Source organism: Acinetobacter sp. SWBY1 (assembly GCF_002946595.1).
GTDB lineage: Bacteria > Pseudomonadota > Gammaproteobacteria > Pseudomonadales > Moraxellaceae > Acinetobacter > Acinetobacter towneri.
This window is the reverse complement of sequence record NZ_CP026616.1, coordinates 806,717-820,801: the sequence shown is the minus strand read 5'-3', so window position 1 is coordinate 820,801 and position 14,085 is coordinate 806,717. Positions and strand designations below refer to the sequence as shown.

Below are 14,085 nucleotides of genomic sequence, written 5' to 3'. Positions count from 1 at the left end.
ATTTAATTGAAATATCTTAGTTTGAATTTTTTGTACTCATCCATTATGTAGTGCTTCTTTAAGATATATTCAAGCTCCTTATTATTTTTATAATGTGGTCGTAAAGTGATGGAATCTAGCAGCTTTTTTGTCGTAAAATTCGGTTCTAAAACGAGAGGTTGTAGATAGCCTTGATATTTTAATGATACTTCTTGTCCATCAAAATGATCTTCGATATTTGGCTTGCATTGAAAGCGTGAATAATTTGGACAAAGATCACCTAAGGACATCAGTTTTTCCATAACTCTATTATTTAAATTTTCTGAGCATTCGATTTCTAAGTCATAGATGATCAAACATATTAAATTTTTTAGCAGAGCATCATAACGGTCAGAGGTAGCTTTTGCATTATTCAAAGCATCTAGTTGATCAAGAATATTGAAAAGTTCTTTATGTTCTCTGCTTCCAAAAAAAGAAGACTTTTCATCAGAAATGTTTAATCGATTAAGCGTAATTTTCTGATCTAAATATTTAACCATTATTTGCGTTAAAAGCTCACTCCAGTTAATTTCCTTATCCTCAACATTGATCGAGATGTCTAGAGTAGAATGATATTTCTCACCATCTTCTGAGTAGTACATCTCTTCTATGTATGACACAAGGTTATTCATCCCTAATGGTGTGTGATACTTAGTAAGCATCCGGCTAACACAGCCTTACCAAGCGATCCTATAAGCCTTAATTTAGTTCCCACCTAAAAACAAGTGGGGACTTAATCCATGAACATGGATATATATTCAGCAACACCTCCTGTTGCTAAAAAACGCAGAACATACAGCAAAGAATTCAAACTCAGTATTGTCAATGCCTGTAAAAATCCTAATACCTCGATCGCTTCGGTCGCACTGCAACATAGTATTAATGCCAACCTTGTCAGTCGTTGGATCAGGATCTTCAGCCATCATGAGGGTGCCGTGCAGGATCCTACTCATGTGAATCCAGCATTTATTGCTTTGCCTTACACTGCTGCAATCAGCCAACCTATTGATGAGAGGATCACGTTGTGTATCACCGTGCCTCATACGAATAATGATATTCAGCTAAAATGGCAGACATCAGAAATACCTGCCTTGGCAGAATTACTCAAGGCACTTGCAACATGATCCGCATTGATGAAATCTGGTTGTCTACTCAGCCCATGGACATGCGTGCAGGTATGGATACGACCATGGCTCAGGTGGTGAGAGCCTTTGGCTACATCAAACCGCATTGTGCTTACCTGTTCTGTAATAAACGTGGCCATCGCATGAAAGTACTGGTACATGATGGACTGGGCATCTGGCTGTGTGCCCGGCGGCTGGAACAGGGCAAATTTCACTGGGCTCAAGTTCACCAAGGTGAAACCGTGGCCCTCAGCCCGGAACAGTTACAGGCACTGATCCAAGGTTTGCCCTGGCAGCGCATTGGACGACAGCAGGTGGTGACGATGCTTTAAACCAGGCTGTTCCATTCTGCTATTCTCCAAACGTTCTATTTCATTCTTCTCATGACCTCAGGCATACTGCGGTCATGAATACGCTGCCTGACTTAAGCCAACTGACCCATGAACAACTGCTGGAATTCACCAGACAGTTGGCGATGCAGCATCAGTCTCTAGCACAATCAAATCAAGAATTAGAAAAATCAAACCAGCAATTGGATGCCAAAGTTCAACATCTTGAAGTCACCAATCAGCAATTAGATTCTAAAGTTCAACATCTTTCTATTCTCAATCAAAAATACGAGCATGAACTCGCACTATTTAAACAGCACAAATTCGGCAGTAAAAACGAACATCTCACTGCAAAACAAATCCACCTGTGGGATGAAGCGGTTGAAGAAGATATTGCTGCGGTTGATCTAGAACTGGAACGGCTAAATGCAGATAAAACCGATGCAGCGACACAGAAAGCCAAAACCAATAAACCTAAACGTCGACCACTGCCAGATCATCTACACACCATCCGTATTGAGCATGAACCTGCATCAACCCAATGCGCTTGTGGCTGCCAACTCCGTCGTATCGGCGAAGATGTCAGTGAAAAACTGCATTTCAGACCGGCACAGTTCTATAAGGAACAGCATGTACGTGGCAAATGGGTCTGTGATCAGTGCGACACCCTGACTCAGCAAGCGATGCCCGCCTATGTGATTGATAAAGGCATTGCTTCACCTGAACTGCTCAGCCATGTGCTGGTATCGAAGTATGCCGATCATTTGCCGCTGTACCGTCAACGTCTGATCTATCAGCGGGCGGGAATCGAACTTTCTAGATCAACTTTATCTGACTGGATAGGTCGCTGCGGTGTGGAACTGGAACCTCTGGCCAATGCCTTAAAAGAGGTGGTACTACAACAGCAGGTGCTGCATGCAGATGAAACACCAGTCACCATCATGCGGATGGGTGAGAATGATAAAAAACCGAAGAAAGGTTATGTCTGGGCCTATGCCACTACACAGTACAATCCAGTTCAAGCCGTGATCTATGACTTTCAGGATAGTCGTTCAGGTCAGCATGCTGAAGCGTTCCTGAAAGACTGGCAGGGCCATCTGGTCTGTGATGATTACAGCGGTTATAAAGCACGCTTTAAATCAGGTCAGGTCATTGAGGTGGGCTGCATGGCGCATGCACGTCGTAAATTCCATGAACTGCATGTAACTGGGAAAAGTCAGGTCGCTGAACAGGCCTTAGTGCTGATTCAGAAACTGTATGCCATAGAAGCAGAACTCAGGAAAAAGACCGATGGTACAGCGGAAGACCGCCGCGAATACCGACAACAGCATAGTCAACCAGTGATGCAACAACTATATGAATGGCTCAACCAACATCATCTGACAGTGCCATCGAGTTCTCCTACCGCCAAGGCGATCAATTACACTCTGAAGCGTTGGCCAGCTTTAAGCCGCTATCTGGATGATGGCAATCTACCGATTTGCAATAACTGGGTGGAAAACCAGATGCGCCCCTGGGCGTTGGGACGTAAGAACTGGTTATTTGCAGGTTCGCTGCGCAGCGGTCAGCGAGCAGCCAATATTATGACATTAATCCAGTCAGCAAAGCTGAATGGGCTGGATCCCTATGCCTATTTAAGTGATGTGCTGAAAAGGTTGCCGACACATAAAGTGACTCAGATTGAAGAATTGCTACCACACCGCTGGAAACCTGAACCGAATTAAAAAATAGGCATGGGGTTCAGCGGACGCTTACGATACTTATAAAGTAAATACATTTTGAGATGGGAAATAACCATTTCAATTTTACTATCTTTATTAAAAACAGTAAGATAAGTATAAGTTAACGATATATCTATTACATCTCGTAATAAGTTTAATAAGCAGTTTTGTGATAGCAAATCTGTAAAGCTGTACTGGTTGAAGAGTTTAATCAAATCACTTTTTTCTACAGTTCCAGAGAATTTTTTTTTAAACTCGTCTGCGTATGGGGACAAAAAATCCATGAATGCATTTTCATCGATATGATATGTTTTTAGTTTGAGTTGTGAGATTTGTAAAATTCCAGTTTGAAAATAAGTTATTGATACTTCTATTAATTTTAAAAAAACTAACGTTTCTTTAATCATTGTATTTAACGCAGTATCTACAGTTTTTTTATCGATTTTTTGATTCTTATCAATAGGTACTACAAGATGTGAGTAATAATCAAATAGCCAATTCTTTAGTTCATTGGAAAATTTATCTCTAAAAATTAATAACTCACTAAAAAGATATGGATATTTTTTAGCGAATACCCTTTTTTCAATTTCCAATTCAAGAATTTTTCGTATTAAAGGGTGTGCTTGTTTATATAAATGATGCGTGTGATTAGATGGCATAAAAAATTCCGATATTGGTGTGCTTAACATCTGAATCAGATTTCTTCAGACTCTCTCATACCGATTAAAAATGGAGCGGAACAAAAGGTGTTAAGTGATAATATTTTACGTATTGAAGGACTTACGTCTAAAGTTGGCTTAAGCCGGTCAACAATTTATGACAAAATGAATCCAAAGTCACCTCGGTATGATAAGGACTTTCCTAGACCAATCAAACTAAGTTTGAATGCTGTAGGGTGGTTTGAAAAAGACATCTGTACTTGGTTAGAAACAAGAAATGTAGCTAAGTACTAAAAGGATAACTTTCCAACGAGTTAATTTTATAAATACCCAGCTGTCCAAGCAGTTAAGTCCACCTATGCCTTGTTCAGCCAATGAGCAGACTTTAGGTACTTAATAATATTAAGTAATTAAGGATTAAGGGTTTATATATCTTCTATTAATTATACACATGAGCCTTCTAAGAAATAGGTATAGCCCACAAGCTATACCTTCAGGGAGAACTCATGTCTGGAAAAAGTAATGACTATGAGTAAAAATGACAAAATCATATCGCAATTTGAAACATCAGACACTGCTTCCTATCTTTTAGAACAAGCGGATAAGGACTACTCTAAACTTGAGACGTTAATTGATCTTATTGTTGACAATAAGATTTCTAGTGCTTTTCCTAAATTACAGACAGGGCGGTTTAAAAAAGCGGATCCCTTGGTTAGAAATCTGTTATCTCAATGTCCGAATCCCGATGATTTGACTGAATTAGCGATTAATAATGAATATACTCAAGTGTATATGCGAGCATATGAAGAAATATTAAAACCTATAAATTTTGAACCACGCTATTTTAAAAATTTTCAAGCAAATGATGTTCTCCCTATCGCGGGAGAACCTATTATCTTTGCAGATCTAGCAAATGCTTTTGTTTCTAAAATTTTTTCAGGCACACTGGAAGATGAATTTATTCAGGCACAGAGCAATCGATTTGAAAGATTAAAACATCAAGAAGCGCGTGCTATTCAGTTGCTAAACAAGCTTAGAGTTAAATATTCAAAGTTACTAGTCTTGCGTCTTGATTTTGCAATTGCGAAAAAATGTAGAAATCTTTCTGAAGATTTGAATCTGATCAGAAAGATGTTTAAGAAATTTTTGAAATCAAGATTTTCAATACATCAGCGACCTATTGGTTATATTTGGAAACTAGAATACGGCGTTAATAAAGGCTATCACTATCATACTATTTTTTTCTTAGATGGTAATAAACATCAAAAAGACGAGATTATAGCTGACCAGTTCGGCAAGAAATGGGAACAACTTACTGAGTATAAGGGAAGTTACTACAGCTGTAATGGTTCAAAAGAACGCTATAAACATTTAGCTATTGGAATGTTACATCATGATGATGAAAAAGCTCATAGCGCATTAGAGTCACTAGTTATCAAATATTTGACTAAAGATAAGCAACACGCGTTTATTCCTAGTGGTAGTAGGCTCAAAACATTTGGTACAAGTCAGATGCCAGCAAGTAAACGTAAATCAGGCCGCCCTCGTAGAGGGACATAAATCTACATATCACCGAAGTTATACCTGCTCATTCACCTCATGAGCAGGGCACTAAAAAAATACATATCAGAGCCTATCTATGAATACATGCGCAGCATTATCACCACAGACCAAAGTAATTCCAGTTCCTGTAAATTATGTTTTACCACAACAAGCTTTGGTGCTTACAGAAGCACTCAAGTTATTTAAAAAAATTACCTCACCCGCTGCTCAAGTTTTAAGGGTAAATTCAAATAGTAACAATTGCTTAGGATATCTTTCCACTGACCTGTTGAATCATTTTATGTACGTAGGTCGGCATTACTTTGACTGCTTTGATTCACAGTTAGGTGAAGGGCATATTTTTGATCCACAAGTACAAAAAGTATTTCAATGTTTCAGAGAATGCTTTGGGCTAATTAGAAGTTTGCCCCTATCGGTTCACTGTCAAAAAGATGATCTGCATTTCAGAAGTATCATGCTGATTGAGCGGTGTTGGAATGAGTTACGTGGTAGGGCATTAGTTGACGAAAAAACGATGACTAAAGCAATTTTAAAAACTTATCAACAGGTAAAAGATCAACAAAACACGGTTAATCGATTTGTTGCCAGACTTTTACGTGAGCATAAACAGATCCGCATTCATCAGGTAGATTTCAAGTTTGATGCCATTTACCGACGTACGAGTATTCCACTACAGCCTAAAGATGAGCAGCAGTTTGCAGTGGTTGTACGGAAGTTTATCAATATGCTGAAAAAGGAGAATTTAGATAATTTACATGGATTTGCCTATCAAATATCTAAAGATCTCAATGGACAGTATTGCGGTAGAGTATTTGCATTTACTGATGTGGGACACCCTTTGAAGCACCCTACTTTAGATAAACCTTTAAGGTTTAACCTTCTTAGTCAAGAACTATGGGTGGATCTGAAAATAGCTCTTATCTGTGAGCAAGCGTTTTTGGTTGAGCCAAATCAAGTGGTAGGCGCTTCTTGCAGCTATCAAGATTGGTCCAAATATTTTAAGTCTATTATTGAACCTATGAAAATGCATCATTACTCTTCGAAAGGAATTAGACCTGACTATAAGCTTATGATTTTTTAATTCTTCAGCAAAAGCACTACTATAAAACTCCCATACTAGAGATGGGAGTTTTATTTTTTATGGCTTTCTGTCCATAAGTTGAAGTAAAGCGACAAATAATGTCCTTTTCCACCTTTTTACTGCTGCATGTTTTAGAATTTTAGGTAAAATCATTTTATTAATGATTTACTTATTTGGACTTCTATAACAATGACCCAAGTACAACTGCAACAATTACAAAAACAACTTTGGAATATTGCCAATACTTTGCGTGGCACCATGGGCGCCGATGAATTCCGTGATTACATCCTCGGCTTTATTTTCTTTAAATATTTATCGGAAAAGTCGGTTAATTTTGCTAATGAATTGCTCGATGGCGAAGACCTCAGCTTTTTAGAATTAGATGAAAATAATCCTGAGCATGTGCCCTACATCGAAGAAATTAAAAAGAATGCCATTGCCGAAGTCGGTTATGCGCTCACACCAAAACAGCTATTCCATACCTTAGCGGAGCGTGGTCGTCAGGGCGAGTTTATTCTGGATGATTTAACTGCGACCTTAAAATCGATTGAACAAAGCACTTTAGGCACCGACTCTGCCGATGACTTTGCCAACCTGTTTGAAGATTTAGATCTAAACTCGACCAAGCTTGGCAATAATGCCAGTGACCGTAATGCACTGGTGGCGAAAGTCCTGAGTCATTTAAATGATATTGATTTTGATATTTCCAATACCGAAGCCGATGTACTGGGTGATGCCTATGAATACCTGATTGGTGAGTTTGCCTCAGGTGCGGGCAAAAAAGCGGGTGAATTCTATACCCCGCAAACGGTATCGACTTTACTGGCGAAGATTGTCACCCAAGGCAAAGACCGTTTACGTTCAGTCTATGACCCGACCTGTGGTTCGGGTTCGTTGTTACTACGGGTAAAACGTGAAGTCAAAGATGTCGATATGATTTACGGTCAGGAAATGAACCGTACCACCTACAACTTGGCGCGAATGAACATGATTCTGCATGACGTGCATTTTGCCAAGTTCGACATCAAGCAGGAAAATACTTTAACCCGTCCGCAGCATTTAGATAAAAAGTTTGATGCGGTGGTGGCGAATCCGCCATTTTCTGCAAAATGGTCTGCTGATCCGTTATTTTTACAAGATGAACGCTTTGCCGCTTATGGCAAACTGGCGCCAAGCTCCAAAGCCGATATGGCTTTTGTGCAGCACATGCTGTATCAACTGGATGACAATGGCACTATGGCGGTGGTGCTACCGCATGGCGTATTGTTCCGTGGTTCGAGTGAGGGCGTGATTCGTCAGTATTTGATTGAGCAGATGAACGTGGTGGATGCCATTATCGGACTGCCAGCCAATATTTTCTATGGCACTTCAATTCCGACCTGTATTTTGGTGTTGAAGAAAAACCGTGAGCATAGCGGCAATATTCTGTTTATTGATGCCAGCAATGATTTTGAAAAGCAGAAGAACCAAAACAAGTTATTGCCTGAGCATTTGGATAAGATTATTGCGGCATTTGAAAAGCGTGAAAATATTGAAAAATATGCGCATGTGGCGACTTTGCAGCAAATCAAAGACAACGATTACAACCTGAACATTCCACGTTATGTGGATACCTTTGAAGCGGAAGCCGAGATTGATTTAGATGCGATTGCAAAACAGCTTCAAGCTTTGGAACACGACAGTCAAAAGACCGATGCGGTGATTGCAGATTTTTGCAAAGAGCTAGGTATTGTTTCACCGTTTGCGGAGGTGAAGTAATGTCTGTACCTAAGTTACGGTTTAAAGAGTTTACCCCTGAGTATAATGAATATGAGTTAAAAACTTTATTAAAGTCATATCGACTAGGGGGAAATTACTCCAACTCAGAAAGTAAGACTAATTATCCACTTATTAAAATGGGAAATTTGAATAGGGGAAGTATCAACTTATCAAAAATTGAATATATTCCTGAAGATGAATTAATTGATAGTCAAGATATTATTCAATTTGGAGATTTGTTTTTTAATACAAGGAATACACTGGATTTAGTTGGTAAAGTTGCGATTTGGCGTAATGAGTTGCCCATAGCTTATTACAACTCGAATCTACTAAAATTAGAGTTTGAAAATAATTTTTACATGAATTTTTTGCTGAATACAGAAAAATCCCTTGAAAAACTGAAAGCTATAGCTTCAGGAACTACAAGTGTTGCAGCAATTTATACCAAAGATTTATTAAAAGTAAAAATAAGAGTTCCACATGTAGAAGAACAAACCAAAATCGCCTCTTTTCTTTCCGCAGTGGATGAAAAGATTAGCCAACTCACGCAAAAACATGAGCTACTCAGCCAATATAAACAGGGCATGATGCAAAAGCTGTTTAGTCAGCAACTTCGTTTTAAAGCGGATGATGGTAGTGAGTTTGGGGAGTGGGACAAATTAGTATTTGATAAGTTTATTATTGAACGGAGCATTATCAGCAAAAATGAAAGTACTCCTCTTTATAGTTTAACTATTGAAAACGGGGTGACAGCTAAGTCAGAAAGATATGAACGAGAGTTTTTAGTTAAAGATACGGGTAATGCCTATAAAGAAGTGCATCCTTTAGATTTTGTAATGAATCCTATGAACTTAAGATTTGGAGCAATTGGGCAAAATTTTGAAAATAAAATAGTTAAATTGTCTAAATATTACAATGTATTCTATTTAGATCAAAATATTGTCAAAGACTATTATTTTTTAACTTTTGCAAAATCTAAATTAATGATTGATTTTTATAATCAAATGTCTACGGGATCTTTGATCGAAAAGCGTCGTAATCATTTTAAAGATTTTTTAAAGTATGAACATTATTTTCCTTGCTTAGAAGAACAAACCAAAATCGCTCAGTTCCTATCTACCATCGACCAAAAAATTGAAGTGGTGGCACAGCAAATTGAACAAGCGAAAACTTGGAAAAAAGGCTTGTTGCAGCAGATGTTTGTTTGATTAGGAATTTAAAATGACTGAATATATTAAAAATCTTGTTCAGCAACTTGTGAATGAGCCTAATGAACAAGAATGGCTAGAATTTAAAGAAAACTATCATAGTGCAGAAGAAATAGGTGAGCGTATTTCTGCATTAGCGAATGGCGCATGCCTGTGTAATAAGCGGAACGGTTATCTCATTTTTGGTGTCAAAGACAGTGATCAAAGTATAGTAGGAACGAATTTTGATCCAAAAAAACAAAAAGCCAAAGGCAATGAAGACCTAGAGTTTTGGTTATCATCACGCTTGAATCCACGCCTTGATTTCAAAATTTATGATGTGGAGATAGATGGTAAAAAAGTTATTGTGTTCGAAATTCCTGCTACAAGCCATACGCCTGTAACCTTTTTGCATGAAGCCTATATTCGTGTAGGTAGTATTACAAAAAAATTAAAAGACTATCCAGAAAAAGCTAAAAAGATCTGGCAAAGCATGTCTACAGATTGGAGTGCAGAAATTTGCCAAGATGCAACCATTGAAGATCTAGACCCAATTGCAATTGCTAAAGCACGGCAATTATTTATAAGAAAAAATCCAAGGTTAGCAGAAGAAGTGCCAAATTGGGATGATGTCACCTTCTTAAATAAAGCACGTTTGACTATTAAGGGGAAAATTACAAATACAGCAATTGTGTTGCTAGGCTTACCTGAGTCTGCTCATTTTATAAATCCTGCTGTTGCTCAAATTACGTGGATTTTGAAAAGTGCTGATGGTATTGAAAAAGACTATGAGCATTTCTACACACCATTTTTGCTGGCTGTAGATGAGGTCTATCATAAAATTCGAAACTTGAAGTATCGTTATTTAATGAGTGGGACATTATTTCCCGAAGAAGTAGATCAATATGATCCTTATATCATTCGAGAAGCATTAAGCAATGCAATTGCTCATCAGGATTACCGTTTGGGTGGGCGTATTACCATTGTTGAAAAGGAAGATTCCACACTAACTTTCCAAAATTACGGAAGCTTTTTACCAGTATCAATTGAACATGTTATTTTATCGGACTCACCAGAACAAAAGTACCGTAATACATTTTTGGTCAATGCCATGATGCAGTTGAATCTAATTGATACCATTGGTAGTGGCATTCGAAGAATGTTTTTAAAACAACGGGAAAAGTTTTTTCCTATGCCTGACTATGATCTTGAGAATAATAGAGTGCAGGTTAAGATTACGGGTAAAGTTTTAAACATGGATTACGCAAGAAAACTTGCTGAATTACCTGATTTATCTTTAAGTAATATTATTGCTTTAGATCAAGTACAAAAAAATCTACCTATTCAAGATACCGATGCTTCAGAACTGCGTAAAAAGGGCTTAATTGAGGGTAGAAAGCCAAACTTTTGTATTTCAGCCAATGTAGCAGAACAAACAGATTTACAAGCTGAATATTTAGATATGCGTGGATTAGATGATCAGCATTATCAAGGATTAATTTTGGAATATCTTAAAAAATTTGGTCAAGCTAAACGTGCGGAACTAGAAAAACTTTTAGTTGATAAATTACCTCAGGTTCTAGATCAGGATAAAAAGATAAATAGAATTAGGAACTTAATGCAGAAAATGCGTGTAAATGGTTTGATTGAAACTGAAGGGAAGACATGGAAAATAGCTAAAAAATAGCTAACGTTAGTTATTTCTAGTTATTTCTAGTTATTTTGTTAATTAAGTTATTGTTAAATATTGATTTAAAGTGATAGTGAAATGACAGTACAAAGTGAATATCAACTTGAAAACGAACTGATTGGCCAGCTACAACAATTAGGTTATGCCTCAGTGACGCTCAAGGACGAAAGCCAACTACTGTCTAACCTGAAAACCCAGATTGAACGCGCCAATGGACTTGCGCCACTGTCAGAAACGGAATGGAAACAAGTCATCAGTTTTTTAAACACAGGCACAGTGTTTGAGCGAGCCAAGAATCTGCGTGATCTGTTCCCAGTCAAATTTGATGATGGGACCAGCAAACACATCTTTTTTCTCTCGGATGACCCAAGCAAGAACATCTATCAGGTGACCAATCAAATCACCATCGATCACCGCGACTATAATGGCCGTACCAGCCGTTTTGATGTGACCTTACTGGTCAATGGTTTGCCTTTGGTACAGATCGAGCTGAAAAAACGCGGCATGGAAATCGCCGAAGCCTTTAATCAAACCCAACGCTATATTCGTGAAGCCTATTGGGCAGGGCAAGGGCTGTTTGGTTTTATTCAGCTCTTTGTGATTAGTAACGGTGCCAATACCCGTTATTACTCCAACGGCACCACAGGCATCGAGTTTGCCTTTCCCTGGGCAGATGTCCATAACAAACATATCAATGAAATTGTCGACTTTGCCGAAGCTTTTTTAAATCAGCAGCATCTAACCCAAATGCTGACCCAGTACATGGTGCTGCTAGAAACCACCAAAAGCCTGATGGTGCTGCGTCCCTATCAGATTTATGCAGTACAGAAAATTGTGGAGCATGTGCAAAACTCCGATCAGAACGGCTATATTTGGCACACTACAGGTTCAGGCAAAACCCTGACCTCATTTAAAGCCAGTCAGATCATCATGCAAATGCCCGATGTTGAAAAGGTCTTGTTTGTGGTCGATCGTAACGACCTCGATACGCAAACCTCACGCGAATTTAATGCTTTTAAAGCCGACAGCGTGGACAGCACCGATAACACATCGACCTTGGTAAAACAGCTTGACCAACGTCATGACAAACTGATTGTGACCACCATTCAAAAACTCAATCGGGCTATCAGCACCGACCGTTATTTAGAATCGATTGATTATCTTAAAAATAAAAAAGTGGTCTTTATTTTTGATGAATGTCATCGCAGTCAATTTGGTGAGACCCATCAGAACATCAAAAAATTCTTCAGCAATGCACAAATGTTTGGTTTTACCGGTACGCCTATTTTTGAAAAGAACAGCCAAAGCAAAGCAGGTTTAAAACTCACCACAGACTACCTGTTTAATGAATGTTTGCATAAATACGTGATTGTCGATGCCATCCGTGACCGTAACGTCTTACAGTTCCAAATTGATTATCGTGGCAAATACACCGCCAAAGGCATGGCGACGAATGAAAGTTATGAGCAAGATGTAGAAGGCATCGATACCAAAGAACTGTATGACAATCCGCAACGCCTAGAAATGATTGCCCGCTACATTGTCAATATTCACGATACCAAAACCCGTAATCGTGAATTTACCGCAATGTTCTGTGTCAGTTCGGTCGAAACACTGACCCAATATTACGACCTCTTTGAAAAGGTGCAGGCTGAAAAGCAAATTGAAGATGAAGCACAAGGTCGGATATTTAAACCGTTGACTATTGCCACCATCTTTTCCTATGCGGCAAATGAGGCTGTACCGACTGATGATTTAACTGGCTTGATTCATGAAGAAGCCGCAGATATTCCAAGTCAGGTCAACTCATCCAGTCGGGATAAGCTGGATCGTTACATTGCCAATTACAACCGACAGTTCAAAACCAACTACAATTCTGGTGATCAATTTTATGCGTACTACCGCGACATTGCACAGCGCGTAAAAAACAGACAGATTGATATTCTAATCGTGGTCAATATGTTCCTCACGGGATTTGACTCTAAGCCGTTAAATACCTTGTATGTCGATAAAAACCTAAAATATCATGGCTTGATTCAAGCATTCTCACGCACCAACCGTGTCTATAACGATAAAAAACCATTTGGCAATATCATCTGTTTCCGCAACCTGAAACGCGCCACAGATGAAGCACTGGCACTATTTTCCAATAAAGAAACGACCAAGATCGTCCTTGTTCCCAGCTATGCGGAAATCGAACAGGATTACCAAGCAGCGGTGAGCAAATTGTTTGCCTTAACGCCCAATTACCAATCAGTCGATGATCTTGTCACTGAAGAACAGCAACTGGAATTTATTAAAGCTTTCCGTGAAGTGATGCGCTATAACGCGCAATTACAAACTTTTATTGAATACGATCAAGACCAAACACAACTTGATAAGCAGCACTTTGCAAACTTCGCCTCTAAGTATGCTGACCTATGTCGTGCCGTTAGAAAGACCACCAAGAGAGACAAAGTATCGGTACTGGATGATGTCGATTTTCAACTGGATTTACTGCATAGTGATCGCATTAATGTTGGTTATATCATCAACCTGCTACAGCTTGTTGTTGATACAGACTCAGAGGACAAGCGTAAGAAGTACCAAGCGCAAATTTACGATTTAATCAGTAGCGATATTAGCTTGCACGATAAGCAAGACCTCATTCAAAAATTCATTGAAGAAAACATGCCGAAGATGATCAACGGCCAAAGCGTCCAAACAGCTTTTGCTGAATTCTGGGATGCTGAAAAAGAACAGGCCTATCAGCATCTTTGTAAAGAAGAAAACCTGAAACCAGAAGCCATGAAGCAGGTTCTGGAGCATTATGAGTTCACCAAACGCCTACCACGTAAAGAAGAGTTGAAGGACTTACCAAACTATAAGGTTAAGCTGTTTGAGCGGGAGAACGTGTTTAGCAATTTGCTGGTCAAGACACGTAAGCTGATTGAAAAGTTTTATGTGGGCATATGA

General features: G+C 38.7%; 11 protein-coding genes and 2 pseudogenes. 11 read left to right on the top strand and 2 right to left on the bottom strand.

The window, feature by feature from the left end; translation table 11 throughout:
• Positions 1-2: 2 nt before the first annotated feature.
• Positions 3-638 carry a hypothetical protein gene (locus C3Y93_RS04075; protein WP_158660385.1) on the bottom strand — a complete coding sequence of 212 codons (636 nt, stop codon included), beginning with the start codon at positions 636-638 and terminating at the stop codon, positions 3-5.
• A 120-nt stretch (positions 639-758) separates the two neighbouring features.
• Here C3Y93_RS04075 and C3Y93_RS04070 point away from each other — a divergent pair, with 120 nt between their 5' ends.
• From C3Y93_RS04070 to tnpC, 3 genes are all read left to right on the top strand, one after another.
• Positions 759-1,142 carry a transposase gene (locus C3Y93_RS04070; protein WP_001055589.1) on the top strand — a complete coding sequence of 128 codons (384 nt, stop codon included), beginning with the start codon at positions 759-761 and terminating at the stop codon, positions 1,140-1,142.
• On the top strand, positions 1,139-1,474 hold the full coding sequence (gene tnpB, locus C3Y93_RS04065; RefSeq protein ID WP_000618091.1) for an IS66 family insertion sequence element accessory protein TnpB: 336 nt from the start codon (positions 1,139-1,141) through the stop codon (positions 1,472-1,474). The genes C3Y93_RS04070 and tnpB overlap by 4 nt, the downstream gene beginning before the upstream one ends.
• A 74-nt stretch (positions 1,475-1,548) precedes the next feature.
• Positions 1,549-3,195: an IS66 family transposase gene (gene tnpC, locus C3Y93_RS04060; protein WP_104851838.1), complete on the top strand. Its 1,647-nt coding sequence runs from the start codon at positions 1,549-1,551 to the stop codon at positions 3,193-3,195.
• Here tnpC and C3Y93_RS04055 read toward each other — a convergent pair.
• Positions 3,192-3,851, bottom strand: a complete 660-nt coding sequence (locus tag C3Y93_RS04055; protein ID WP_158660384.1) for a hypothetical protein — start codon at positions 3,849-3,851, stop codon at positions 3,192-3,194. The two genes, tnpC and C3Y93_RS04055, sit on opposite strands and share 4 nt — an antisense overlap.
• Positions 3,852-3,938: 87 nt before the next feature.
• Here C3Y93_RS04055 and C3Y93_RS04050 point away from each other — a divergent pair, with 87 nt between their 5' ends.
• The 8 genes and pseudogenes from C3Y93_RS04050 (at position 3,939) to C3Y93_RS04020 (ending at position 14,085) form a co-directional block, all read left to right on the top strand.
• Entirely contained in the window at positions 3,939-4,145 is a 207-nt protein-coding gene (locus tag C3Y93_RS04050; protein WP_104852147.1) for a helix-turn-helix transcriptional regulator, read from the top strand.
• A 228-nt stretch (positions 4,146-4,373) separates the two neighbouring features.
• Positions 4,374-5,411: a YagK/YfjJ domain-containing protein gene (locus tag C3Y93_RS04045; RefSeq protein WP_104852146.1), complete on the top strand. Its 1,038-nt coding sequence runs from the start codon at positions 4,374-4,376 to the stop codon at positions 5,409-5,411.
• A 79-nt stretch (positions 5,412-5,490) separates the two neighbouring features.
• Entirely contained in the window at positions 5,491-6,495 is a 1,005-nt protein-coding gene (locus C3Y93_RS04040; protein WP_104852145.1) for a hypothetical protein, read from the top strand.
• A gap of 189 nt (positions 6,496-6,684) precedes the next feature.
• Entirely contained in the window at positions 6,685-8,253 is a 1,569-nt protein-coding gene (locus tag C3Y93_RS04035; protein WP_104852144.1) for a type I restriction-modification system subunit M, read from the top strand.
• Positions 8,253-8,747 (top strand): annotated as a pseudogene (locus C3Y93_RS14570) (restriction endonuclease subunit S); the annotation flags it as partial. The gene C3Y93_RS04035 and the pseudogene C3Y93_RS14570, both read left to right, overlap by 1 nt.
• Positions 8,736-9,461: pseudogene (locus C3Y93_RS14565) on the top strand (restriction endonuclease subunit S); the annotation flags it as partial. The pseudogenes C3Y93_RS14570 and C3Y93_RS14565, both read left to right, overlap by 12 nt.
• A 13-nt stretch (positions 9,462-9,474) precedes the next feature.
• Positions 9,475-11,127, top strand: coding sequence for an RNA-binding domain-containing protein (locus C3Y93_RS04025; protein WP_104852142.1), 1,653 nt, complete (start codon positions 9,475-9,477; stop codon positions 11,125-11,127).
• An 81-nt stretch (positions 11,128-11,208) separates the two neighbouring features.
• Positions 11,209-14,085, top strand: coding sequence for a type I restriction endonuclease subunit R (locus tag C3Y93_RS04020; RefSeq protein WP_104852141.1), 2,877 nt, complete (start codon positions 11,209-11,211; stop codon positions 14,083-14,085).